Raw genomic sequence first — 24,948 nt, 5'->3', positions numbered from 1 at the left:
CTGCATGCAGAAGGCCAATCGTAGGGTGAAATGGACGCATGGTTCTTCGGCTCCTCCGCCTGATCATCGGGCTCGCTCTGTTCGGCATCGGCTGTGCGGTCCTCGTGCAGGCCGGCATCGGCCTGGATCCGTGGACGGTTCTGGCTGAAGGACTGTCGCTGCAGACGGGGATCGGCATCGGGTGGATCGTCGTCATCACAGGGGCCCTCGTTCTCCTCGCCTGGATCCCGCTCCGACAGCGTCCCGGCATCGGTACAATCGCGAACATCCTCATCGTGGGCACGGTGATGCAGGGCGCCCTGGTCGTGATCCCGCCCGTGGAGAACTATCTGTGGGGGGTCGTGGTATTTCTCTCGGGAATCGCGCTCATCGCGGCGGCATCCGGGATCTACCTCGGGGCCGACCTCGGACCGGGCCCACGAGACGGGTTGATGACCGGCCTGCACGCGCGCTTCGGCTGGCCGATCTGGGTCTGCCGTTTCGCGGTCGAGGGAAGCGTCCTCGTGACCGGCTGGCTTCTCGGTGGCACGGTCGGGCTCGGGACGGTGCTCTTCGCCGTTCTCATCGGCCCCGGTGTGCACCTCGCCCTCGACGTGTCGGCCAGGTGGCGGGCACGGCGGGTGCGCCGAGCGGCGATCCCCGTCTGAGCGGTAGCCTGGGAGCGAGCATCCTTCCCTCCATAGCTCAGTGGATAGAGCGAGCGGTTTCTACCCGCCAGGTCGGGGGTTCGAATCCTCCTGGAGGGGCTCTGAGTCGCCGTGTGCGCGGTCGGCTCTGTGGGAGGAGACCACGTGTCAGCTGCGGAGAACGACCGCCTCGTCTGGATCGACTGCGAGATGACGGGCCTGGACCTGTCTGTCGACGAGCTCGTAGAGGTCGCCGTCGTCATCACCGACTTCGAGCTCAACGTGCTCGACCCCGGCTTCCAGATCGTCATCAAGCCCGACGAATCCGCGCTCGCCCACATGAACGACTTCGTGACCAAGATGCACGAAAGTTCAGGCCTCCTCGAGGAGATCCCTCACGGTGTGAGCCTCGCCGACGCCGAGTTCCAGGTGCTCGAGTACATCCAGCGATTCGTACCCGAGGGGAAGGCACCCCTGGCCGGGAACACGATCGGCACCGACCGGATGTTCCTCGCGCGGTACATGCCCCGTGTCGATCGCTGGCTCCACTATCGGAACGTCGACGTCTCGAGCGTCAAGGAACTCGCTCGGCGCTGGTACCCCCGCGCGTACTTCAACGCTCCGGCGAAGGACGGCGGCCATCGCGCCCTTGCCGACATCCGCGAGAGCGTCCGAGAGCTCGCCTACTACCGCGAGACCGTCTTCGTGGACGCCCCCGGGCCGTCGAGCGACGACGCGCGCAGCGCCGCGGCATCCGCCGTGTCGTCGTTCGCCTCCGGACTGTAATACACTTGGGGGGTTGCCCGGATACGGGCACATGGTGGGTATAGCTCAGTTGGTAGAGCACCTGGTTGTGGTCCAGGGGGTCGCGGGTTCAAGTCCCGTTACTCACCCCATATCTTCTCCGCGTGAGGCGTGGTCATGATCGATATGGATGCCGAGGCATTCGAGGATCTGGTGGCGTCCGAACTCGACGCCCTCCCCGATGACATGGTGTCCGGGCTCGACAACGTCGTCTTCGTGGTCGAGGACCGCCCCGAGGACGGCTCGCTCGATCTGCTCGGCCTCTACGACGGCCTCGCCCTGACCGAGCGCGACCGCTATGGCATGGGGGATCTGCCCGACCGCATCATCGTCTACCGGGAACCGCATCTGGACGCGTGCGACGACGTCGAGCACCTGCGCGACGAGGTGCACACGACCCTCGTGCACGAGATCGCGCATTTCTACGGGATAGACGACGCCCGTCTGCACGAGCTGGGCTGGGCCTGATGAGCATCGTCTCGCCCGAGATCGACGAGCGGATGGACCTGCAGGCGTCGACGTCCGGTCCCTGGCAGACCGTCGTCTGGAACGATCCGGTCAACCTGATGAGCTACGTCGAGCACATCTTCCGGAGATACTTCGGGTTCTCCCGCGAGAAGGCGCACCGTCTCATGCTCGCCGTCCACCACGACGGACACGCCGTCGTGGCCGAGGGATCGCGCGAGCTCATGGAGCTGCACGCCCAAGCGATGCACGATTTCGGGCTGTGGGCGACTGTCCGGGAGGCAGGGTCGTGACCAGCGGCGGGATTGTGATGGAGCTGACGCTTCTCGAGGCGGCGCACCTGTCCGACCTGGTCGGCCAGTTCGAGGAACTCGTGACATCGCCCGACCGATCCGACCCCGCCGTGCGCCGACTGGTCCCCGAGGCGTACGCCGACGACGCCGAGGCCGCCGCGGAGTTCCGCCGTCTCACGCAGGACGATCTGCTCTCGCGCCGCGCCGCTGACGCCGCCATCGTTCGAGCCTCTCTGCGGTGCGACGGTCATGACATCGACATGCACCAGCTCGATCGGGCGGCCGCGGAGGACGCGCTCGTCGTCGATCTGACCGCGGATGCCGCCGGCCCCTGGCTGCGCACCCTCGCCGCCCTCCGTCTCGTTCTCGCGGATCGTCTGGGCATCACCGATGAGGACCAGCGGAGCGACGGCGACGCGCGCTTCGGCGTGTACGAGTGGATCGGGTACCGCCTGGAGATGCTGGTTCAGGCGCTCGATTCCTGACCCTTGCGCGTCAGGGCAGTCGGAAGACGAAGCGGGCGAGTCCGCGAGGGTCGTGCTCTCGCAGGTGGTCCTCCTCCTGCTGCTCCCACCGGCTCCAATGCGGGCGGTAGGTGTCGCCGTCGCGCGCCAGAGCACGGGTTCGGCGCACGTCGCGGGGAGCGTCGAGCCAGACGGTGACGTCGGCGAGCCCCGCCGACTCCGGCGTCAGGATTCCGGCACCCTCGACGATCACGACCGGTGCCGGAGCCACGCTCCGCACACGCTCCGAGAGCTGCCCGGTGCGCCAATCCCACACGCGCCACGACCCCGGGTCTCCCCGGCGAAGCGGCTCGAGGATGCGCTCGCGCGCGGTGTCAGCGCCCGCGCGAAGTCCGTCCCACCCGGGATAGACGTCATCCAGCCGCACGATCAACGCGTCGGTCAGCTCTGCGGCGAGGATGTCGGCGAACGTCGACTTGCCGGCACCCGAACGGCCGTCGACGAGGACCATAGCGGGACCTCGCTCCATGTCACCGACGGCTCGAACCACCTCCGCCGCGGCTGCGGTGAGTGCGGCTCGGAGCGAGTCAGCGCTTGAGTGCACGGATGACGCGGCTGAGCGCACGCCCCGCGACCCACATGAAGGGGATGCCGACCGCGACCAGCGAGACGAGGTTCGGCTCGAACCGCAGGTCGTCGCCCTTTCGGATATACGCCCCGATCGGCACGGACGCGCCGCCACCACCGCCGCCACCGGCGCCACCGGAGGGGTCCTCACCGGCGCCGAAGCCCGACCACGTCAGGGCGACGGGAATGATGCGGATGCCGTCGACGTCCTGCTGCTCGCCATAGACCGTGGTCACGCCGAGCGAGGCGAACTGCTTGCCGAGTTCGAGAGGGAGGTTTGCCATGTGTTCACGGTAGCCGGACCGCCTGCGTAAAACAGGGGGTTGCGCCTTCTTCGCTCAGTCTCTCGTTGGGCGCGGGTTCGTCGGCAGAGCGTTCACGTCGCGACGAGGACCCAGCGTGCTCGCTCGCGTCACAGCCCCGCGTCCGAACCGGGAGCGTGCGTCGTCGAGAGCGGCATCCACTCGACGCCACTCCGCGTCGTCATCCCACAGGGCGAGTCCGCCCATCCCGTCGCCGGTGAGCTTCTCACCGCGAACGCCGATGAGGCGGACCGGCTGAACGAGGTCGATCTTTCCGAAGAGTTCGAGTGCGACGTCGCCGATCCGCTGTCCGACGTTGGTCGGTTCGGGCACGCTCACGGACCGCGAGAGCGTCGTGAAGTCCGCGAAGCGCACTTTGACGGCGATCGTCCTCGCCTCCCAGCCGCCCGCACGCAGCCGCGACGCGACCCGGTCGGCGAGGCGGCGGAATTCGCTCCGGAGCGTGGCCGTGTCGGTGACGTCCTCGAGGAAGGTCTCCTCGTGGCCGACGCTCTTCTCGGTGTGTTCCGTCTGCACCGAACGCGGGTCGTAGCCGCGGGCGAGCTGCGATACGCGCGCGCCCATCGCGGGACCGAGGGCGCGGTCGAGGACGCTCCGCGGGGTGTTCAGGATGTCCGACACCATCCGGATGCCTCGGCTCTCGAGTGCCTCGGCAGCTTTGGGGCCGACGCCCCACAGCGCCCCGACGGGCCGCGCGGCCAGGAACGCCTGCGTGTCAGGCTCGGCGACGATCAGCAAGCCGTCCGGCTTCGACACCGTGGACGCGATCTTCGCGACGTGCTTGGTGGCAGCGACCCCGATGCTGCACGTCAGGCCGGTCTCCTCCAAGACGCGCCGACGGACCATGCGGGCGATCTCTCCGGGACTCCCCCACAGCCGGCGGGCACCGCTCACATCGAGAAAGGCCTCGTCGATCGAGAGCGGCTCCACGAGCGGCGTGACGTCGCGGAAGATCGCCATGACCTTCTTCGACAGCTCCGAGTACCGCTCGAAGCGAGGCACGACGACGGTCGCCTGCGGGCACAGCTGGAGAGCGCGCCCGACGGACATCGCCGACCTCACACCGAACCTTCGCGCCTCGTACGACGCACTGGAGACGACGCCGCGCCCCTCCATCCCTCCCACGATCAGCGGCTTGCCCGCCAGCGACGGGTCGTACAGGACCTCGACCGACGCATAGAAGGCGTCCATGTCGACGTGGAGGATGCGCGTGCCCGTGTCGTCCGCGCCGTCGGGTGAGACGATCCGTCCCGTCCCGTCGCCGCGTCCCATACCTCCATTGTCGACGATGCCGCCGACACCGAGCCCGGATCGGGCATCGGCGCGGCGGCATCGTGGCGACGGCGTCAGGCCTGTCCCGCGCGCTCCAGGATCAGCTCACGGACGCGAGCGGCGTCCGCTTGGCCCTTCATGGCCTTCATCACGGCGCCGATGACGGCGCCGGCGGCCTGAACCTTGCCGTCCTGGATCTTGGCCAGGACATCGGGCTGTGCGGCGAGGGCCTCGTCGATCGCGGCGATCAGTGCACCGTCATCCGAGACGACGGCGAGACCACGTGCGTCTACGACCTCCTGCGGAGTGCCCTCCCCCGCGATGACACCCTCGAGCACCTGTCGCGCGAGCTTGTCGGTGAGCGTGCCCGCATCCACCAGCTTCTGCAGCTCGGCCACCGACTCCGGTGACACGAGCGCGGCGGGTTCGGCTCCCTGCGCGTTGGCGACGCGGGTGATCTCGCCGGTCCACCACTTGCGAGCGGATGCGGGAGACGCACCGGCGGCGATCGTCGCCTCGACCTCGGCGAGCAGGCCGCCGTTCGCGACGTCCTGGAACTCGAGGTCGGTGAAACCCCACTCCGTCTTGAGCCGCCGGCGGTAGACCGACGGCGCCTCGGGCAGAGCGGCGCGGATCTCCTCGATCAGCTGCTCGGACGGCTCGACGGGAAGCAGGTCCGGCTCGGGGAAGTAGCGGTAGTCGTCGGCATCCGACTTCGGACGGCCCGGCGAGGTGCGGCCGGTGTCCTCGTGCCAGTGCCGCGTCTCCTGCGTGATCGTCCCGCCCGCAGCGAGGATCGCCGCCTGCCGCTGGATCTCGTAGCGGACGGCCCGCTCGACCGACCGCATAGAGTTGACGTTCTTCGTCTCGGTGCGGGTGCCGAGCTTCTCCTGCCCCCGGGGACGCAGGGAGACGTTCGCGTCGCAGCGGAGGTTGCCTCGCTCCATCCGCGCTTCGGAGATCCCGAGCGAGCGCACGATGTCGCGGATCGCTGCGACGTAGGCTTTGGCGACCTCAGGAGCCCGGTGCTCGGTGCCGAAGATGGGCTTCGTGACGATCTCGACGAGCGGCACGCCGGCGCGGTTGTAGTCGACGAGCGAGTACTCCGCGCCCTGGATGCGACCGGTCGAGCCGCCCATGTGGGTGAGCTTTCCGGCATCCTCCTCCATGTGCGCGCGCTCGATCGGGACGACGACCACATCGCCGCCCTCGAGCTCGATCTCGACGCTGCCCTCGAACGCGATGGGTTCGTCGTACTGCGAGATCTGATAGTTCTTGCCGAGGTCCGGGTAGAAGTAGTTCTTCCTCGCGAACCGGCTCGACGGCGCGATCGAGCAGCCGAGGGCGAGGCCCAGGCTGATCGAGTACCGCACGGCGGTCTCGTTGACCACCGGGAGGGATCCGGGCAGGCCCATGTCCACCGGTGCGACCAGGGTGTTGGGGGCGGCGTCGTGGTTCGACTCGTGCGCCGGGTTGCCGGCGGCCGAGAACATCTTGGTCTCGGTGTTGAGCTCGACGTGCACCTCGAAGCCGAGCACGGGCTCGTACATCTCCAGCGCGGCGTCGAAGTCCATCAGCGCGTCCTTGGCCATCAGCGGGCTCCTCCGAGGATCGGGGCGCGGTCCAGGAGAGGACCGCCCCAGCTGTCGACGAGCAGGGCCTCGAGGGCCGCGCCGACGCGGTACAGACGTGCGTCCTCGCGGGCCGGGGCGACGAACTGGATGCCGACGGGCAGCCCGTCCTCCGCCGCGAGGCCCGAGGGGATCGAGATACCCGGAACGCCGGCGAGGTTCACCGGAATGGTCGTCACGTCGTTGAGGTACATCTGGATCGGGTCGTCGAGCTTCTCACCGAGGCGGAAAGCGGTCGTCGGCGCCGACGGCGTCGCGATGACGTCGACCTGCGCGAACGCCTCGTCGAAGTCGCGCTGGATGAGGGTGCGGACCTTCTGCGCGCTGCCGTAGTAGGCGTCGTAGTAGCCGGCTGACAGGGCGTAGGTGCCGAGGATGACGCGCCGCTTGACCTCGTCGCCGAAGCCCGCGTCGCGGGTGGCGGCCATGACGTCTTCGACGGTGCCGCCGGGGACGTTCACCCGCATGCCGAAGCGCACGGAGTCGAACTTGGCGAGGTTGCTCGAGGCCTCCGCGGGGAGGATCAGATAGTAAGCGGCGACGCCGTATTCGAAGTGCGGGGCGCTGACGTCGACGATCTCGGCACCGGCCGCTTCCATCGCGGCGAGCGAGGCGCGGAACGAGTCGGAGACGCCGGTCTGGAAGCCGGTGTCGTCGAGCTCGCGGATGACGCCGACCTTCAACCCCTTCAGGACCTCGCCGGTCGCACCCTCACGCGCCGCGGCGGCGAAAGACGGCCAGGCGTCGGTGAGGGACGTGGCGTCGTGGGGGTCGTGACCGCCGATGACGTCGTGCAGGAGCGCCGAGTCGAGGACGGTCCGCGACACGGGTCCCACCTGATCCAGGCTCGATGCGAGCGCGATCGCGCCGTAGCGGCTGACACCGCCGTAGGTGGGCTTCATGCCGACGGTGCCGGTCACGTGCGCGGGCTGCCGGATCGAGCCGCCGGTGTCGGACCCGAGGGCCAGCGGCACTTCGAAGGCGGCGACGGCCGCGGCGGAGCCTCCGCCCGAGCCGCCGGGGATCCGATCGAGATCCCACGGGTTGTGGGTCGGGCCGTACGCGGAGTGCTCCGTGGAGGAGCCCATCGCGAACTCGTCCATGTTGGTCTTGCCGAGCGGCACGAGGCCGGCGGCTCGCGAGCGTGCGACGACGGTCGCGTCGTAGGGCGACATGTAGCCCTCGAGGATCTTCGATCCGCTCGTCGAGGGCATGTCGGTCGTGACGAGCACGTCCTTGATCGCGAGCGGAACGCCCGCGAGCTCGCCGAGCTCTTCGCCCGCGGCGCGGCGCCGGTCGATGTCGGCTGCCACCTCGACAGCGTGGTCGGAGACGTGCAGGAAGGCGTGGACGTCTCCGTCGACGGCGGCGATCCGGTCGAGGTGCGCCTGCGTCGCCTCCACGCTCGAGAGCTCGCCGGAGCGCAGCTTCGCCGACAGATCGGCAGCGGTCAGCTTCAGGATGTCGCTCACTGCTCCTCCCCCAGGATCGCGGTCACACGGAAGCGGCCGTCGGCGGCATCAGGGGCGTTCTGCAGCACTTCGTCGACGGTCAGCATGTCGCCGGGGACATCGGGGCGGAACACATTGCTCAACGGGATCGGGTGGCTCGTCGCGGCGACCTCGGGGGTGGCGACTTCCGACACCTTGGCGATGTTGTCGACGATCGCGTCGAGCTGGCCGGTCAGGCGTTCCACCTCCTCGTCGCTCAGCTGGATCCGGGCGAGCACGCCGAGATGGCGCACGAGATCGGGGGTGATTTCAGACACTCCTCCAGTCTAGTTGCGGCCACTCGTCGTCCGAGCGCTCGCCCTAGGCTGAGGAGGTGACCGATTCGATCTCCGCCGATCGCCCTTGGCTCTCGTCCTACGACACAGGCGTCCCCCTCGATCTTCCGCCCGTCACCGGGTCGCTCATGGACATCCTCGACGACTCCGCCCGGGACTACCCGCACGCACCGGCATTGCAGTTCTTCGGCAGGGAAACGACGTACGCCGCCCTGGCGGACGCCGTGGAGCGAGCCGCCGCAGGCTTGCGACGCCTCGGGGTCAAGAAGGGCGACCGCGTCGCCATCGTCCTCCCCAACTGCCCGCAGCACATCGTCGCGTTCTACGCGGTGCTGCGCCTGGGAGCCGTCGTCGTCGAGCACAACCCGCTCTACACGCCCCGCGAACTGCGGACCCAGTTCCAGGACCACGGCGCACGACATGCGATCGTCTGGAGCAAAGTCGTCGCGACCGTCCAGGCCTTCCCCGCGGACCTGCACGTCGACGCCCTCGTCTCGGTAGACATCACGACGGCGATGCCGCTGCACACCCGACTCGCCCTGCGGCTCCCCGTGAAGAAGGCACGCGAGTCTCGGGACGCACTCACGGCCCCCGTCCGCGGAGCGATCGCGTGGGACGACCTCGTCCGCAGCGAGCCGCTCACGGCATCCCACCCCCGTCCGGACACGGACGACCTCGCCGTCCTGCAGTACACGTCGGGCACGACCGGCACACCGAAGGGGGCGATGCTGACGCACCGCAACCTGCTCGCGAACGCGCGCCAGAGCCAGGCCTTCATCCCCGCGGTCGTGCGAGGCGACGGATGCGTGTTCTACGCCGTGCTGCCGATGTTCCACGCGTACGGACTCACGCTGTGCCTGACCTTCGCGATGTCGATGGGCGCGCGGCTCGTGCTGTTCCCGAAGTTCGACGCGGACATGGTCATCGACGTCATCAAGAAGCACCCGCCGACCGTGCTCCCGCTCGTCCCGCCGATCGCGGAGCGGTTGCTCGCCCGTGCCCGCGAGAAGGGCGCGTCGATCCGAGGCATCGGCATCGGCGTGTCGGGAGCCATGGCGCTCTCCCCCGACCTGGTCGAGCCGTTCGAGCACGCCACGGGCGGGTACCTCATCGAGGGCTACGGCCTCAGCGAATGCTCTCCCGTGCTCATGGTGAATCCGCCGGCCGACACTCGCAAGGCGGGGACCATCGGCATCCCGGTCCCGGGGACCGACGCCCAGGTCGTCGATCCGGAGAACTCGTCACGCATCCTCGGCGTCGGCGAGCCCGGCGAGCTGGTGGTCCGCGGGCCGCAGGTGTTCTCGGGGTACTACGGCAAGCCCGAGGAGACCGAGAAGGTCCTCATCGAGGGCTGGTTCCACACGGGTGACATCGTCGAGCGGGACGAGGACGGCTTCTTCCGCGTCGTCGACCGCCTCAAGGAGCTGATCGTCACCGGCGGCTTCAATGTGTCTCCGTCCGAGGTCGAGGCGACGCTGCGTCAGCACCCGCAGGTGGCGGACGCCGCGGTCGTAGGCCTTCCCGATCCGCACAGCGGCGAGCAGGTCGTGGCGGTGGTCATTCCGGCGCCGGGCGTGACCGACCTGGACGTCGACGACATCCGCGGGTTCGCTCGCACGCGATTGACGCCGTACAAGGTGCCGCGACGCATCGAGGCCGTCGACGACCTGCCCCGGTCGCTCATCGGCAAGGTCCTCCGCCGTCAGGTGCGCGACGCGCTGCTCGCGAAGAAGGACTGACCCTCACTCCGGGGCGAATGCCTCACCGAGGGCGCCGGGCCCCTCCGTCACCAGCAGATGGAACTGGGCGGCGTCGATGATCCGCAGGCCGAGGGCTTCGGCCTTCGCGAGCTTCGATCCCGCTCCCGGTCCGGCTGCGACGAAGTCGGTCTTCTTCGAGACGCTGGATGCCGCCTTGCCGCCGGCCTGCATGATCGCCTCCTGCGCACCCTCGCGGGTGTAGCCCTCGAGAGAGCCGGTCGCGACGACGGTGATGCCGTCGAGGACGCCGCCGGCCGCGGCCGCTGCGCCGGGCCCGGGGTGGCCCGGGATCGAGAGCCGGGCGCCCGCCGCGACCCAGCGGTCGACGATCTCGACGTGCCAGTCCACAGCGAACCAGTCCTGCAGGGCGTCCGCGATGATCCCGCCCACGCCGTCGACAGCGGCGAGCTCGTCCCTGGACGCCGCGCGGATCGCCTCGAGCGAACCGAAGTACTGTGCCAGCGCCCGGGCGGCGACCGGCCCGACGTGCCGGATGTTGAGGGCGACGAGGAACCGCCAGAGGTCCTTCGTCTTGGCCTTCTCGAGCTCGTCGATGAGAGTGAGCGCCTGCGCGGACGGCTGCGGTCCGGTGAGACCGGCCTTCTTCTCCGCCGGACTGAGGTTCCGACGGAACGGGGCACGCCGGATGATCTCGCCGGTCTTCTCGTCGAGGCGCGCCTCGCCGGTCTCGGCGTCCCGGACGATGACCTCGATGGGGACCAGCCGCTCGACGGTGAGGTCGAACAGTCCCGCCTCGGTCTCGAGTGCGGGGTCCTGAGGGGACAGCGGCTGGGTCAGTGCCGCCGCGGTCACCTCGCCGAGCGCCTCGATGTCCAGAGCTCCCCGGGAGCCGATGTGCTCGACGCGGCCGCGCACCTGGGCCGGGCACCCCCGGGTGTTGGGGCAGCGCAGGTCGATGTCGCCCTCCTTCGCGGGGGCGAGCGTCGATCCGCACTCCGGGCACTCGGCCGGCATGACGAAGGCCCGCTCGGTGCCGTCCCGCAGCTCTGCCACGGGCCCGAGCACCTCGGGAATGACATCGCCGGCCTTGCGAAGCACCACCATGTCGCCGATCAGGACGCCTTTCGCCTTGACGACGTCCTGGTTGTGGAGGGTGGCCTGCCGCACGACGCTGCCGGCCACGAGGGCGGGCTCCATCTGGGCGTACGGCGTCGCACGCCCCGTGCGCCCGACCGACACGATGATGTCGACGAGCCGCGTCTGCACCTCTTCGGGCGGGTACTTGTACGCGATCGCCCACCGCGGAGCGCGACTGGTCGTGCCGAGCTCGTCGTGGAGCGAGAGCTCGTCGACCTTGACCACGATGCCGTCGAGCTCGTGCGCGACCGAGTGACGCTTCTCGCCGTATTCGGCGACGAAGCCCAGGACGCCGTCGACGTCGTCGAAGGTGCGGGGATACGGGCTGACGGGCAGGCCCCAGTCCGCCAGCAGGTGGTAGACCTCGCTCTGCGCGGCGACGGGAGGGTCCTGCCAGGCACCAATCCCGTGGACGTACATGCGCAGCGAAGCGAGTCTCGCCTCGCCGGCCTCGAGTTCGAGGCCGGACTTCTTCTCCAGCTGCTGTCGCAAGCCGCCGCTCGCGGCATTACGGGGATTGGCGAAGGCGGGGAATCGACGGGCGGCGCTCTTCTGAGCCTTCTCCTCGTCGTATCGGGGGCGGCCAGCCGCATCGGCGATGACGCGTTCCCGCAGGCGCGCCTGCAGCGCGTTCAGTTCCTCGAACGCGGCGACCGGGATGAAGACCTCGCCGCGCACCTCGACGATCGCGGGGTGACCCTCGCCCGAGAGCCGTTCCGGGATCCCGGCCACACGAACAGCATTCACCGTGACGTCTTCACCGATCCGTCCGTCGCCGCGGGTGGCAGCGGACGTCAGAACGCCGTTCTCGTATCGCAATGAGATGGCGAGCCCGTCGATCTTCAACTCGGTCAGCCAGCGCACGGGGCGGCCCGCCGAGGCCTCGGCCTTCGTGCACCACTCCCGGAGCTCCTCGGCCGAGAACACGTTGTCGAGGCTCAGCATCCGCTCGGCGTGCTCGATGGGCGCGAACATGGAAGATTCCGCGGCACCGACCGTCTGCGTCGGCGAATCCTGCCCCCGCAGTTCGGGGTGCGCGCGTTCGAGGGCCTCGAGCTCGTGCATCCACCCGTCATACGTGGCGTCGTCGACGAGACCCACGTCTCCGCCGTAGTACGCCTCGCGTGCGCCCAGGATCTTCTCGGTGAGGGTCTCCGCTGCGGCGCGAGCCTCGTCGAGCGTCAGTGCGGGGAGTTCTGCGTCAGCCACATCGACAGTGTAGGGAGGGCCGCCGACACCCCCGAGCCGCTGTCGTCGCCGCGCACGATGCGGTAGGAGAACGAACCCGGATACCGGAAGACCTCGCCGAGGAGCAGCATCCCGAGCCGGACGTCGACGCGCTGCCGCCCGCCGGGCCTGTACGGTCGAGGCATGCGCACCGATCGTCCCCGTGCCGTGGTCGCCGGAGCCGGCGGCTTCATCGGTGAAGCTCTGGTCGCGGCGCTCGACGCCGACGGGTACGACGTCGTCCCTGTCGGCCGCACGTCGGCCGTGACGTGGGCCGATGACGAGGCGATCCGGGCCGTGATCGACGGCGCCGAACTGCTCGTGAACCTGGCGGGCAAATCGGTCGACTGCCGATACACCGATGCCAACCGGGACGCGATCCTGTCCTCCCGGGTCGACACGACGCGAGCGCTGCACGCGGCGGTGGCCGCGGCATCCGACCCCCCGCGACTGTGGATCAACTCGTCGACGGCGACGATCTACCGACATGCCATGGACCGACCGAACACAGAGTCGGGCGGAGAGCTCGGCGCGGGATTCTCCGTCGACGTCGCGAAGGCGTGGGAGCGCGCGTTCTTCGCCGGCGACCTCCCCGCGACCAGACGCGTCGCACTGCGGCTCGCGATCGTCGTCGGCGACGGCCCTGCGACACGCATGCTGCTCACCCTCGCCCGCACCGGTCTGGGCGGTCCCCAGCACGACGGCTGGGTTCCGCCGCACCGCCGCTACCGCGGCATCGGCGACGACCCGACGGGAGACCGCCCGCCCTGGTACCGCACACGCGGCCGTCAACGGTTCAGTTGGGTGCACATCGATGATGTCCTCGAGGTCGTCCGTTTCGTCCTCCATCGGGGCGACATCACCGGTGCCGTCAACGTCTCGGCGCCCGAGGCCACCGACAACCGCTCGCTCATGCGCGCCCTCCGGAGTGTCGTCGGGATGCCGGTCGGGATCCCCTCGCTTCGGTGGATGCTCGAGCTCGCCATGTGGGCGCTGCGCACGGAGCCGGAGCTCATCCTCAAGAGCCGCTGGGTCGTGCCCGAGAGGCTGCTCGGTGCCGGATTCCGTTTCACGCACACCGACCTTCGTGCGGCGCTCGCCTCGGTCGAGACGGAGCGGAGGCTCAGGCGCTCTGCGGCACGGCGGACACGGTCCGAGCGATCGTGAACTGACCGATGACGCGGGTGCCGTCGTACAGGACCGCTGTCTGGCCCGGTGCGACGCCGTCGAAGGGCACCTCCGGAGCGACCGTCACCGTGCCGGCATCGAGCGTCGCACGCCCCGGAACCGGCTCAGCGTGCGCACGGATCTGCACGTGGCAGTCGAAAACGCCGTCGACGGGTGCGCGCCCGGCCCAGCTGTGCCGCTCCCCCGAGATCTCCGCTGTCGCGAGAGCCTCCTTGGGGCCGACGACGACGGTGTTCGAGACGGGTCGCACCTCGAGGACGAACCGCGGCTTGCCGTCGGCGGCGGGGACGCCCAGCTGCAGCCCGCGGCGCTGACCGACCGTGAAAGCATGCGCACCCTCGTGACGACCGACGACGGCGCCGTCCCGGTCGATCACATCGCCCAGCTCGGCGCCGACCTTCTCCGCCAGCCAGCCCCGGGTGTCGCCGTCGGGGATGAAGCAGATGTCGTGGCTGTCGGGCTTCTGCGCGACGGTGAGTCCGCGCTCGGCGGCCTCCGCCCGCACGACCGCCTTCGAGGGCGTCGTCCCGAGCGGGAAGTAGGTGTGCGCGAGCTGGTCCGCCGTCAGGACGCCGAGGACGTAGGACTGGTCCTTCGCCTCGTCCGAGGCACGGTGAAGCTCGCGGCCCTCCGGACCGTCGATGAGCGTCGCGTAGTGCCCCGTGCAGACGGCGTCGAAACCGAGTTCGAGGGCGCGCTCGAGGAGGGCGGCGAACTTGATCTTCTCGTTGCACCGCATGCACGGGTTCGGTGTGCGTCCCGCGCGGTACTCGCTGACGAAGTCGTCGATGACGTCGTCCCGGAAGCGCTCCGAGAAGTCCCACACGTAGAACGGGATGCCGAGCAGGTCCGCCGCCCGTCGCGCGTCGAGGGCGTCCTCGATCGTGCAGCATCCCCGACTCCCGGTGCGGAGGGTGCCGCCCGCGCGGGACAGCGCGAGGTGGACGCCGACGACGTCGTGTCCGGCGTCGACGGCCCGGGCCGCGGCGACCGCCGAATCGACTCCGCCGCTCATGGCTGCCAGTACGCGCATCCGTCCAGTCTACGAGTGCGATGCCGAGCGGGCGCTGGATGCCGCTGCTCGCCGGTGCGCTTCCGGGAGCGCCGCGAGGAAAGCCTCGACGTCCGCCTCGGTGCTCGAGCGTCCGAGCGTGATCCGGAGCACCGACCGCGCCTCGCGATCGCCGTAGCCGAGCGCCAGCACGACATGGCTGGGTTCGGCGATGCCCGCCTGGCAGGCGGACCCGGTCGAGACCTCGACACCGGCGTGATCGAGGAGGAACAGCAGGGTCTCCCCAAGCGCGTCCGGGAAGAGGACGTGCACGTGTCCCGGTAGCCGTCGATCCGCTGACCCCAGGAGCGTGGCCTGCGGGACCAGGGCTCGGATGCCGGCGCTCAGCCGGTCCGCCAGCGCGCGGAGCCGGCGGGATTCCGCCTCGCGCTCGGACGCCGTGAGTTCGAGGGCGACGGCGAGGGCGGCCGCGCCGGCGGCATCCGGCGTCCCGGAGCGCAGCCCGCGCTGCTGTCCCCCGCCGTGGAGGACGGCGCCCATCCGCGCGTATCGAGAGACGACGAGCGCGCCCGTTCCGACCGGTGCCCCGACCTTGTGACCGGCGACGCTCAGCGCAACGAGCCCGTCGGGGTCTTTCCGTCTTCCGCGGAGGACGGAGAAGGCGAGCGGGACATGTGCCACGGAACCGACTGCGTCCAGGTGAAGGGGCACCCCGGCGTCCGCAGACGCGGCGGCCAGCGCGGCCACGTCCGAGACCGAGCCGACCTCGTTGTTGGCGACGAGCGCGGTCGCCAACGCGGCACCGGTGAGTGCGTCGCGGAAAGCGTCGACATCGATCGCGCCATCCGGCGACAGGCGCACCGGACGCACGTTCGCCCCCTGCACGTTCGCGAGCCACTCCACCGTGTCGAGGGTGGCGTGATGCTCGCCGTCGGGGAGGACGATCGCCGAACGGTCCGGATGGCGCGCCCACCACAGGCCCTTGACACCCAGGTTGACGGACTCCGTCCCGCCCGATGTGAAGACGACTTCGATGGCGTCGCAGTCGAGGACGACGGCCACACGTTCTCGTGCATCCTCCAGAACGCGACGCAGCGCCTGGCCGGCACCGTGTACCGACGACGCGTTGCCCGTCAGCTCCGTGACCGCGAGCCAGGCGTCGCGCGCCTCCGGCCGGAGCGGAGTGGAGGCCGCGTGGTCGAGATAGACCATCTTCATCCTCCGCCCGCCGCAGTCGGCATTCGCCTGCTCACTACTGTAGAACGCATGATCTCCGCCTCGGCCGACCCGACGACGACGGCATCCGGGTCCCCCATCGCAGGGTTGCTCTCGGATGCCTTCGACGACCTCGGCGTGCGTGTGCACGACGGCGTCGGCACGCTGCGGGTCTGGTCGCGGAACGCGACAGCCGTCGAGGTGGTCGTCTTCGACGACGACGATCCGGACTGGATCGTCGACGCCCTCCCGCTGGCGCCGGTGGGCGGCGGCGTATGGGAAGTGACGACACCCGAGCTCCGTGCGGGTGCGTCGTACAGCGTGCGCGTCGACGGTCCGCACGGGCCCGGCATGACGTTCAACCCGGCGACGCTGCTCATCGACCCCTACGCGCGCGGTCTCGCGAGCCCCGGCATCCACTCGTGGCGCTCGGTTGTCGTGGACGAGGGCTTCGACTGGGGTGGCGTGGCGAAGCCTCGCACCCCCACGGACCGGACCGTGATCTACGAAGCGCACGTCAAAGGCCTCACGAAACGTCATCCGGATGTCCCCGCGGCCCTCCACGGCACCTACGCCGGGCTGGCTCATCCCGTCATGATCGAGCACTATCGGAGCCTCGGGGTCACGGCCATCGAGCTTCTCCCGATCCACGCGTTCGCGAGCGAGCCGCGGCTGCTGCAGCTCGGCCTCACGAACTACTGGGGGTACAACTCCGTGGGCTTCTTCGCGCCGCATTCCCCGTACGCGACCGCCGCCGCGCAGGCGGAGGGCGCCGGCGCCGTCCTGCGCGAGGTCAAGGGCATGGTGAAGCTGCTCCACGAGGCGGGCATCGAGGTGATCCTCGACGTGGTCTACAACCACACGGCGGAGCAGGGACTCGGCGAGCCGCGTTCGAGCTTCCGCGGCCTCGACAACAGCTCTTACTACCGGCAGACCGATGACGGCACCTACGTCGATGTCACCGGATGCGGGAACTCGATGAACACGTCGACGGACGCCGCGGCACGACTGGTCCTCGATTCCCTCCGCTACTGGGCGAACGAGGTGCAGATCGACGGGTTCCGTTTCGACCTCGCGCCGACGCTCGGCCGGGATGCCTCGCACACCTTCACCCCCGCCCACCCGCTGCTGCGCGCGATCGCCGGCGATCCCGCCCTCGACGGTACGAAGCTCATCGCCGAGCCGTGGGACGTCGGTCTCGGCGGCTGGCAGACGGGAGCGTTCGGCGAAGGCTGGAGCGAGTGGAACGATCGCTATCGTGATCGCGTCCGGAACTTCTGGCTGAGCGACATCGACTACGCCCGGCGGGCGGAGGTCACCCCCGTCGGCATCGGCGGCTTCGCCACCCGGCTGGCGGGCTCCGCCAACACGTTCAGCGCGGATCGCGGCCCGCTCGCCGGCGTCAACTTCGTCACCGCGCACGATGGATTCACGCTCCACGATCTGGTCTCGTACGACGTCAAGCGCAACGGCGCGAACGGGGAGCACGGCCGCGACGGCGCAGACACGAATCGGTCCTTCAATCACGGTTTCGAGGGCCCGACCGACGACGAATGCGTTCTCGCGACACGCAGACGCGCCATGCGGAACCTCGTGGGCACGCTGCTCCTGTCCGCCGGGGTTCCCATGATCACGGCCGGCGACGAGATCGCCCGGTCGCAGCTCGGCAACAACAACGCGTACTGTCACGACTCCCCGCTCACGTGGTACGACTGGTCGCTCGAGCCGTGGCAGGAGGATCTGCGGGCTCACGTCGCGCTCCTCACCCGTCTGCGCCGGGAGAACCCCGCCCTCCGGCCGATCCGTTTCGCGCACGCCGAGATGGCGGTGCCCGGCGCGTCCGTCATCGACTGGTACGACGAGACCGGGCACACGATGTCGGTCGAGCAGTGGACGGATCCGTCCCACCGCACGCTCCAGTACGTCGCGCGATCGACGCCCGAGCATGAGGCGCCGAATCGGACGCTCCTCGTCGTCCACGGGCGCGAGGCGGGGATAAAGGTGACGCTTCCCGTGCTCGACGGCGTGTCGCACTTCGTCCCACTCTGGTCGAGCGTCGACGAGCGGCCGTGCGCGGACGCGCCCGTGCGTGAACCCGGAGAGACCTTCGAGGCCGAGGGCACGTCAATGTACCTGTTCCGCGCCGAGTGATCCAGGCCGTTTCCGGGTCTCTTCCGCGGCGGTAGGTTCGGAGCGTGGCCTCACAGATCTCCCCCGCTTCCGTCCGCAGCTCCGCAGAGATCCCGCTTCGCCCCGCGAAGGCGACCCGGAAGGATGCCGGCATCCGCAACGGCCGTATACCGATCGCCTCTCATCGGCCGAGCGTCCCTGGGGGCCGCTTCGCGCCGTCCGCGTTCGTCGGAGAAGCCGTTCCGTTCACCGTCGCGGCCTTCCGAGAAGGTCACGACCGGATCGGCGTGCACCTTCGGCTCACGTCGCCGTCGGGTTCATCGACCCTCCACCGCCTCGAGCCGCTCGACGACGGCTTCGACACGTGGCAGGTCACCGTGGCTCTGCTGGAGCAGGGCCTCTGGAAGTTCCGATTCGAGACCTTCGGCGACGACTACGCCACGTGGCGTCACGCGGCGGAGGTGAAGATCGCCGCGGGTGTCGACCCTATCCTCATGCGCGAGATGGGTGCCCGCCTGTTCGACCGCGCCGCCGCGGAGAAGACACGTCCCGTTGACGAACGGGCTGCGCTGACTGCAGCCGCTCGTGCTCTGCGGGACGAAGGTGTCGACGACGCAACCGCGCTCACCGTCGTTGCCGATGAAGGTCTCGCACGCGCCTTCGCGGATCGCCCCGCGGTCTCGCTCCACACGGTGCACGAGGAGAACACGCTCCTCGTCGAGCGCGAGCGCGCCGGGGTCGGCGCCTGGTACGAATTCTTCCCGCGATCAGAGGGAGCGGAGCGGATGCCGGACGGCACCGTGCGCAGTGGAACCTTCCGGACGGCCGCGAAACGACTGCCCGCCGTCGCCGCGATGGGATTCGACGTCGTCTACCTTCCGCCGATCCACCCGATCGGCGAGGTCAACCGCAAGGGCCCCAACAACACGCTCGACGCCGGGCCCGGCGACCCCGGCTCCCCGTGGGCCATCGGCTCCTCCGCCGGCGGCCACGACACCGTGCACCCGGACCTGGGCACGCTCGAGGACTTCCGTGCGTTCGTCGATTCCGCGGCTGCGCAGGGACTCGAGATCGCGCTGGATCTCGCTCTGCAGGCGGCTCCGGATCACCCCTGGGTCACCGAACACCCGGAGTGGTTCACCACCCTCCCCGACGGGTCGATCGCCTTCGCGGAGAACCCGCCCAAGAAGTACCAGGACATCTACCCGGTGAACTTCGACAACGATCCGGAGGGTATCCGCGGCGAGGTCCTTCGCATCGTCGAGCATTGGATCCGGCAGGGGGTGAGGATCTTCCGCGTCGACAACCCGCACACCAAGCCGCTGCAGTTCTGGGAGTGGCTGATCCGCACGGTGAACGCCGAGCACCCCGACGTCGTCTTCCTCGCCGAGGCGTTCACGCGCCCGATGCCGATGCGCGCCCTCGCTCAGAGCGGATTCCAGCAGAGCTACTCGTACTTCACCTGGCGCAACACGAAGGCCGAGATCGAGGAGTTCTTCGCATCGATCTCCGATGAGACGGCCGACTTCATGCGACCCAACCTGTTCGTGAACACGCCGGACATCCTCACCGAATACCTCCAGTTCGGAGGCCGGCCGGCGTACCGCATCCGCGCGGCGCTCGCTGCGACCGCCGGCGCGAGCTACGGCGTCTATGCCGGCTACGAGCTCTACGAGAACGTGGCACGTCCCGGCTCGGAGGAGAACATCGACAACGAGAAGTACGAGTACAAGTTCCGGGCTTGGGACGCGGCCGAGGCCTCCGGCGATTCGCTCGCGCCGTACCTGCGGAGACTCAACGAGATCCGCCGCGCGCACCCCGCCCTGCGGCAGCTGCGCGGCCTGCACCTGCAGGGGACCGACGACGACGCCATCGTCGCCTACGTCAAGCACCTGCCGGCCTCCCTCTCCGCGGGTGGCGAAGCCGACACGATCATCGTCGTCGCGAACGTCGACCCGCACTCGACCCGCGAGACGACGGTGCACGTCGACTCGGAGCTGTGGGGCCTTCCCCGCGGACACGATTACGACGTCGAAGACCTCGTGACGGGCGCCCGATGGACCTGGAACGAACACAATTACGTCCGCCTCGACGCGTTCGCCGAACCCGTCCACATCCTCCACGTGAAGGCACGCTCATGACCCGTCCCGACGACTCGATCCTGGACGCCGTCGGTGCCGGCGCCTACCACGCCCCGCATGACGTGCTCGGCCCGCACCACGAGGGCGACGAGTGGGTCATCCGCGCTCGCCGCCCCTTCGCTCAGACGGTGACCGCCGTCCTGTCCGACGGCGCCCGCGTGGAGCTGCATCACATCCGCGCGGGGATCTGGGAAGGTGGGGCGACGATCCAGCCCACCGCATACGACATCGTCGCCACGTACGAGGGCGCACCGGACTACCGCGTGGACGATCCCTACCGTCATCTGCCGACGATCGGCGAGGTGGACCTCCACCTGATCCGCGAAGGTCGCCACGAACAGCTGTGGAAGGTGCTCGGAGCGCACCTGCGCCACTACGACGCGCTCTCGGGAGTCTCCTTCGCGGTCTGGGCGCCCAACGCCCGTGCCGTCCGCGTCGCCGGGGACCTCAACGGGTGGGACGGTACGCAGCACGCCATGCGTTCCCTGGGCTCCACCGGCGTCTGGGAGCTGTTCGTCCCCGGCATCGGCGTGGGATCCGCATACAAGTTCGAGATCCTCACGGCCGACGGGCACTGGGTCATGAAGGCCGACCCGATGGCGCGGCGCGCAGAAGTACCTCCCGCGACGGCATCCGTCGTCACCGAGAGCGAGTACACCTGGTCCGACGACGAATGGCTCGCCGACCGCGCGAGCGGGTCGGTGCACGACCGGCCCATGTCGACCTACGAACTCCACCTCGGCTCGTGGCGTCCGGGACTCGGCTATCGTGAGGCCGCCGACGAACTCGTCGACTACATCGGCGGACAGGGCTTCACCCACATCGAGTTCCTGCCCCTCGCCGAGCACCCCTTCGGCGGGTCGTGGGGCTACCAGGTCACCGGCTATTACGCGCCGACGAGCAGGTTCGGGACCCCCGACGAGCTGCGTTACCTCATCGACCGCCTCCACCAGGCGGGCATCGGCGTGATCATGGACTGGGTACCGGGTCACTTCCCGAAGGATGCCTTCGCGCTCGCGCGCTTCGACGGTGCTCCTCTCTACGAGCACCCGGATCCGCGTCGTGGCGAGCATCGGGATTGGGGGACGTACATCTTCGACTACGGTCGCAACGAGGTCCGGAACTTCCTCGTCGCGAACGCGCTCTACTGGTTCGAAGAGTTCCACGTGGACGGACTCCGGGTCGACGCCGTCGCCTCGATGCTCTACCTGGACTACTCGCGCGAGGAGGGCCAGTGGGAGCCGAACATCCACGGCGGCCGCGAGAACCTCGAGGCGATCCGCTTCCTGCAGGAGGTCAACGCGACCGCCTACAAGCGCTACCCGGGCATCGCGATGATCGCGGAGGAGTCGACGAGCTTTCCCGGTGTGACGGCTCCGACCAGCCAGGGCGGTCTCGGCTTCGGGTTCAAGTGGAACATGGGCTGGATGAACGACTCGCTCGTGTACATCGGCCGCGACCCGCTGTACCGGTCGCACCATGAGGGCGAGCTCTCGTTCTCGTTCGTCTACGCGTTCAGCGAGAACTTCGTGCTCCCCATCAGCCACGACGAGGTCGTGCACGGCAAGGGGTCGCTGTTCACCCGGATGCCGGGCGACCACTGGCAGCAGCTCGCCAACATGCGGGCCTTCCTCGCCTACATGTGGGGCCACCCGGGCAAGCAGCTGCTGTTCATGGGCCAGGAGTTCGGTCAGATGTCCGAGTGGTCGGAGGGCCGTGGCCTGGACTGGTGGATGCTGGATCAGCCGGCACATCAGCAGCTGCAGCACTTCGTCTCGGCCCTCAACCACACGTACCGCGCCGAGTCGCCCCTGTGGGCGCGAGACAGCGACGGATCGGCATTCAGCCGGGTGTGGCCGCACTCCCCCGACAGCAATGTGCTCGGGTTCGCGCGACGCGACAGCGATGGCGGAACCGTCGTCATCCTGTGCAACTTCGCCGGTTCACCGCGTCACGACGTGCGTCTCACCCTCCCTGGAACCGGAGCGTGGACCGAGATCCTCAACTCCGACGCCCAGGAGTTCGGCGGCTCGGGCGTCGGCAACTTCGGCGGTGTCACGACGGATGCCGACGGCACGGCACAGGTGACGTTGCCCCCGCTCGGAGTCCTCTGGCTCCGCCACGACGGCTGACATTGATCGGGGTCCGGAACTCCCGGGCCCCGATCGGTGTCAGAACAGCAGGCTGGCGAGGCGTCCGCGTGCGCGGATGACGCGGGGGTCGGCGTCGCCGACCACTCCGAACAGTTCGAGCAGGCGCTCGCGGACCGGCGCGCGCTCGTCGTCCGGCAGCTCCGCGAAGAGGTCGAGCAGCCGGCCGAACGCGTCGTCGACATGTCCCCCAGCAAGGTCGAGATCGGCGACGTCGAACTGGGCGGCGACGTCGCGCGGTGCCCCCGCGGCAGCGGCGCGGGCCTCGCCGAGATCGAGGCGCTGCACACGGGAGAGCAGGTGGACCTGAGCCAGACCCGCCTTCGCGTCCTCGTCGCGCGGGTTCTCTGAAAGAGCCTGCTCGTACGCCGCGGCCGCCACCGGGTAGTCACCCGCTTCTATCGCATCGAAGGCGGCCTGGTGGAGCGGCGGAAGCGCTGGTGCCGGCGATTCGCCGTCCGTCGGAGTCTCCCCCGCAGGAACGGATCCGGTGACACCGTGCTGAGCGGCGAGCTGCAGGAGCTGCGTGAACACCTCGCGGACCTGCGCCTCGGGTACCGCGCCGGTGAACAGCTGCACGGGCTGCCCGGCGACGAGCCCGACCACCAGCGGAATCGACTGCGCGCGGAAGCTCTGCGCCAGCTGGGGGTTGGCATCGACATCGACCTTGGCGAGGACCAGCCGTCCACCGAGCTCTGTGACGACCTTCTCGAGGACGGGGCTCAGCTGCGTGCAGGGTCCGCACCACTCGGCCCACAGGTCGACCACGACCGGAACGGTTCGCGAGAGCTCCAGGACCTGGCCGAAGTCCGCGTCCGTGACGTCGAAGACGAGTCGGGATGCCGGAGCCTCGCCGCCGGTCGACGGCGCCGGTGCGGCGGACTGAGCCGCCGGCCGGTTGCGAAGGGACGAGAGGTCTACGGCACCGCGCATGACGGCACCGGGGGCGGGGTTACTCACTCTTCTTGACCACCTTGGCGTCGAGGACGTTGGAACGGGACGCGAGCAGCTGGATCTTCTCGTTGGAGCCCTGCGCTGGGACGAAGAAGTACAGCTGATCGGTGTACTGGGTGCGGAACCCGGTGCTCGATTGCGAGACACCGGACAGCGCCTTCACCACGACGTTGTCACCGAGCTTGATGACCGCGTCCTTGTCGGTCGGGACGATCGTCTCGTTCTCCGTCACGGTGACGGCGACGATCGCTCCGCTGTCGAGGGTGACCAGCGACAGCGGATCGGACGGTCCAGGCTCGGCCTTGAACGAGACGCGTCCGGTCTTCTCGCCGGTCTCGTTGAAGTTCTTCAGCAGCGTCGCGCGGTTCTTCGCGACGAGGGTTCGGAAGGTATCTGTCTTCTCGTCGAACATCCCGGCGAACTCGCTCTTCGCGCCCTTGTCCAGAAGGTCGGCGTACGCGGCAGCCAGATCCTTCGGCGGCATGAGCAGGAACGGCGAGTTCGGCTCCACCGCGACAGCCCCGACGTACTTCGCGGCCAGGTTCATGCTGGCGTCGGCGCGCAGACTGGAGACGTAGGCGACTTTGTACTCCGCCCAGGGGTTCTCCTGCGTCGCCGTCATCATCGTGCCCGCGCCGTCGGCGTCCTCGACGACGGCGAGGAACATCCGCGGCCAGTCGTCCTTGGCCTGGGGCAGGAAGGCCGTCATGTCGCCGGACGGGATCGCCGGCAGCGGCTCCGCCTTCGGCAGCTCCTTCCGGAGACGGTAGTTGGTCTCACGTTCGACGAGCGCCGGACCCGTCAGCCGCACCGCAGCCGCCTTTGCATCGTTCGACTCGTCGGCGGCCGCGACCTGCTCCGAGATGCGGCCCAGGATGCGTTCCGCCTGGGTCTGCGTGACAGCCGGGGCGCCCTGCCCCTCCGGAACGATCACCGACGCTGAGGGCGTGGGGGTGCTCTCGGGCTGCAGATCGGGCCAAGCCTCCGGGGAGCAGCCCGTGAACGCCAGGCCGCCGGCCAGAACTGTCGACACGGCGATCAGCGGGCGCCTGCCCGCCGTCAGCCGTCGGCGCGCGGGGCTTGCGGCGATGACGCCCTTGGCCTCGTCCCCCGCCGAGAGATCGATCGGCTGCGTTGCTGTCACAGGCAGACCCTTACGTCGTGGTCCGCGCGAACGGCGGACGTGTCGAAGCGCCAGGATGTAGAGGGCCAGCCCGATGAGCGCCACCAGGATCCCGCCCGCGAGCAGCGGCCCTGCCCACGGCGTCGTCGCGCCGGTCGGCCAGCTGACGCTCATCGTGCCCGGTGCAGGAGAACTGCCGTCGGAGGCGACGAGGACACTCATGTCGGCGGGCAGCCGCAGCGTGGTCGCGAGCGAGCCCTCCTGCTGGAACTCGTCGAGCCACAGGTCGGATCCCGCCGGCGACGCCGTCGGCGAATCCCCTTCCGGGGTCACCGATGCATCCACCGTCTTCGACACCGGCTCGCCCTCGCCGTTGAGGGTGATGTGCTCGTACGTCGTCGGCGCGAGCCACGCGGAGACGTCCTGTGTCCGCGCGTACGCCGCGAAGACCTGTCCGTCGCCCTGGATGCGGAGAGTCTGAGACCCTGGGTGGCTGTCGAGGACGGAGCCGTCGATGAGCACATACGGCGCCGAACCGTCGGTGGTGATCTCGGCCGTCTCCGTCGTCGGCGCCTCGAGGATCGTGCGCTGAGCCACACCGGCTCCGATCATCAGCGTGGCAAGTACGAAGGCGATGATCGCCCACACGAATCTCACGA

At 69.3% G+C, this 24,948-nt stretch carries 22 protein-coding genes and 2 tRNA genes; 12 read left to right on the top strand and 12 right to left on the bottom strand.

Translation table 11 applies throughout. The features are described 5' to 3' along the window. Positions 1-38 precede the first annotated feature (38 nt). From ACIQLK_RS09210 to ACIQLK_RS09180, 7 genes are all read left to right on the top strand, one after another. The gene (locus tag ACIQLK_RS09210; RefSeq protein ID WP_400364391.1) at positions 39-647 is read left to right on the top strand and encodes a YitT family protein; all 609 of its coding nucleotides are present in this window, start codon (positions 39-41) and stop codon (positions 645-647) included. 26 nt (positions 648-673) lie between these two features. Next, positions 674-746: transfer RNA gene (locus ACIQLK_RS09205), tRNA-Arg, on the top strand. Between the two features lie 45 nt (positions 747-791). Then, complete coding sequence (gene orn, locus ACIQLK_RS09200) at positions 792-1,412, top strand: oligoribonuclease (RefSeq protein ID WP_400364389.1); 621 nt, start codon at positions 792-794, stop codon at positions 1,410-1,412. A 34-nt stretch (positions 1,413-1,446) separates the two neighbouring features. Further along, positions 1,447-1,522 (top strand) — tRNA-His (locus ACIQLK_RS09195). 25 nt (positions 1,523-1,547) lie between these two features. Further along, positions 1,548-1,898: a metallopeptidase family protein gene (locus ACIQLK_RS09190; protein WP_400364387.1), complete on the top strand. Its 351-nt coding sequence runs from the start codon at positions 1,548-1,550 to the stop codon at positions 1,896-1,898. Next, on the top strand, positions 1,898-2,188 hold the full coding sequence (gene clpS / locus ACIQLK_RS09185; RefSeq protein ID WP_400364386.1) for an ATP-dependent Clp protease adapter ClpS: 291 nt from the start codon (positions 1,898-1,900) through the stop codon (positions 2,186-2,188). Before ACIQLK_RS09190 ends, clpS begins: the two co-directional genes overlap by 1 nt. A gap of 17 nt (positions 2,189-2,205) precedes the next feature. Continuing rightward, the gene (locus ACIQLK_RS09180) at positions 2,206-2,673 is read left to right on the top strand and encodes a DUF2017 family protein (protein ID WP_400364385.1); all 468 of its coding nucleotides are present in this window, start codon (positions 2,206-2,208) and stop codon (positions 2,671-2,673) included. Between the two features lie 10 nt (positions 2,674-2,683). Here ACIQLK_RS09180 and ACIQLK_RS09175 read toward each other — a convergent pair whose 3' ends face one another. The 6 genes from ACIQLK_RS09175 to gatC form a co-directional block, all read right to left on the bottom strand. Beyond that, positions 2,684-3,181: a hypothetical protein gene (locus ACIQLK_RS09175; protein ID WP_400364383.1), complete on the bottom strand. Its 498-nt coding sequence runs from the start codon at positions 3,179-3,181 to the stop codon at positions 2,684-2,686. A gap of 58 nt (positions 3,182-3,239) precedes the next feature. Beyond that, on the bottom strand, positions 3,240-3,563 hold the full coding sequence (locus tag ACIQLK_RS09170) for a hypothetical protein (protein ID WP_400364381.1): 324 nt from the start codon (positions 3,561-3,563) through the stop codon (positions 3,240-3,242). Between the two features lie 54 nt (positions 3,564-3,617). Further along, positions 3,618-4,874: a DNA polymerase IV gene (gene dinB, locus ACIQLK_RS09165; protein WP_400364379.1), complete on the bottom strand. Its 1,257-nt coding sequence runs from the start codon at positions 4,872-4,874 to the stop codon at positions 3,618-3,620. A 74-nt stretch (positions 4,875-4,948) separates the two neighbouring features. Further along, positions 4,949-6,466, bottom strand: a complete 1,518-nt coding sequence (gatB, locus tag ACIQLK_RS09160; RefSeq protein WP_400364377.1) for an Asp-tRNA(Asn)/Glu-tRNA(Gln) amidotransferase subunit GatB — start codon at positions 6,464-6,466, stop codon at positions 4,949-4,951. Then, positions 6,466-7,977: an Asp-tRNA(Asn)/Glu-tRNA(Gln) amidotransferase subunit GatA gene (gene gatA / locus ACIQLK_RS09155; RefSeq protein WP_400364375.1), complete on the bottom strand. Its 1,512-nt coding sequence runs from the start codon at positions 7,975-7,977 to the stop codon at positions 6,466-6,468. Before gatA ends, gatB begins: the two co-directional genes overlap by 1 nt. Then, on the bottom strand, positions 7,974-8,273 hold the full coding sequence (gene gatC / locus ACIQLK_RS09150) for an Asp-tRNA(Asn)/Glu-tRNA(Gln) amidotransferase subunit GatC (protein WP_091353844.1): 300 nt from the start codon (positions 8,271-8,273) through the stop codon (positions 7,974-7,976). Before gatC ends, gatA begins: the two co-directional genes overlap by 4 nt. Before the next feature lie 56 nt (positions 8,274-8,329). On the opposite strand from gatC, the gene ACIQLK_RS09145 reads away from it, so the two are divergent. Further along, positions 8,330-10,030: a long-chain-fatty-acid--CoA ligase gene (locus ACIQLK_RS09145; protein WP_400364374.1), complete on the top strand. Its 1,701-nt coding sequence runs from the start codon at positions 8,330-8,332 to the stop codon at positions 10,028-10,030. A 3-nt stretch (positions 10,031-10,033) separates the two neighbouring features. On the opposite strand, the gene ligA is transcribed toward ACIQLK_RS09145, so the two are convergent. Then, positions 10,034-12,358 (bottom strand): NAD-dependent DNA ligase LigA, encoded by a 2,325-nt coding sequence (gene ligA, locus ACIQLK_RS09140; RefSeq protein WP_400364372.1) that lies wholly within the window; start codon positions 12,356-12,358, stop codon positions 10,034-10,036. Next, positions 12,331-12,522: a hypothetical protein gene (locus tag ACIQLK_RS09135; RefSeq protein ID WP_400364370.1), complete on the bottom strand. Its 192-nt coding sequence runs from the start codon at positions 12,520-12,522 to the stop codon at positions 12,331-12,333. Before ACIQLK_RS09135 ends, ligA begins: the two co-directional genes overlap by 28 nt. On the opposite strand from ACIQLK_RS09135, the gene ACIQLK_RS09130 reads away from it, so the two are divergent. Next, entirely contained in the window at positions 12,521-13,543 is a 1,023-nt protein-coding gene (locus tag ACIQLK_RS09130; protein WP_400364368.1) for an epimerase, read from the top strand. The two genes, ACIQLK_RS09135 and ACIQLK_RS09130, sit on opposite strands and share 2 nt — an antisense overlap. Here ACIQLK_RS09130 and mnmA read toward each other — a convergent pair. Then, positions 13,500-14,597 (bottom strand): tRNA 2-thiouridine(34) synthase MnmA, encoded by a 1,098-nt coding sequence (gene mnmA, locus ACIQLK_RS09125; RefSeq protein ID WP_400364366.1) that lies wholly within the window; start codon positions 14,595-14,597, stop codon positions 13,500-13,502. The genes ACIQLK_RS09130 and mnmA overlap by 44 nt on opposite strands. Before the next feature lie 9 nt (positions 14,598-14,606). Beyond that, entirely contained in the window at positions 14,607-15,788 is a 1,182-nt protein-coding gene (locus tag ACIQLK_RS09120) for a cysteine desulfurase family protein (protein ID WP_400364364.1), read from the bottom strand. 54 nt (positions 15,789-15,842) lie between these two features. Between ACIQLK_RS09120 and glgX the strand changes: the two genes are divergently transcribed. From glgX to glgB, 3 genes are read left to right on the top strand one after another with little or no spacing between them, the layout of a single operon-like run. Beyond that, positions 15,843-17,942 (top strand): glycogen debranching protein GlgX, encoded by a 2,100-nt coding sequence (gene glgX, locus ACIQLK_RS09115; RefSeq protein ID WP_400364363.1) that lies wholly within the window; start codon positions 15,843-15,845, stop codon positions 17,940-17,942. Between the two features lie 44 nt (positions 17,943-17,986). Then, a complete protein-coding gene (locus ACIQLK_RS09110) occupies positions 17,987-20,062 on the top strand; it encodes a maltotransferase domain-containing protein (protein WP_400364361.1) in 2,076 nt (691 codons plus the stop codon). Further along, positions 20,059-22,194 (top strand): 1,4-alpha-glucan branching protein GlgB, encoded by a 2,136-nt coding sequence (gene glgB, locus ACIQLK_RS09105; protein ID WP_400364359.1) that lies wholly within the window; start codon positions 20,059-20,061, stop codon positions 22,192-22,194. Before ACIQLK_RS09110 ends, glgB begins: the two co-directional genes overlap by 4 nt. Positions 22,195-22,233: 39 nt before the next feature. Here the strand turns inward: glgB and ACIQLK_RS09100 are convergent, their stop codons facing one another. Next, complete coding sequence (locus tag ACIQLK_RS09100) at positions 22,234-23,172, bottom strand: tetratricopeptide repeat protein (RefSeq protein WP_400364357.1); 939 nt, start codon at positions 23,170-23,172, stop codon at positions 22,234-22,236. After that, positions 23,165-24,946, bottom strand: a complete 1,782-nt coding sequence (locus ACIQLK_RS09095; protein ID WP_400364355.1) for a glycosyl transferase — start codon at positions 24,944-24,946, stop codon at positions 23,165-23,167. Before ACIQLK_RS09095 ends, ACIQLK_RS09100 begins: the two co-directional genes overlap by 8 nt. Positions 24,947-24,948 lie beyond the last annotated feature (2 nt).

It is taken from the genome of Microbacterium sp. NPDC091382, assembly GCF_044757025.1.
Taxonomy (GTDB): domain Bacteria; phylum Actinomycetota; class Actinomycetes; order Actinomycetales; family Microbacteriaceae; genus Microbacterium.
This window is presented reverse-complemented; position numbering and strand designations above follow the sequence as displayed.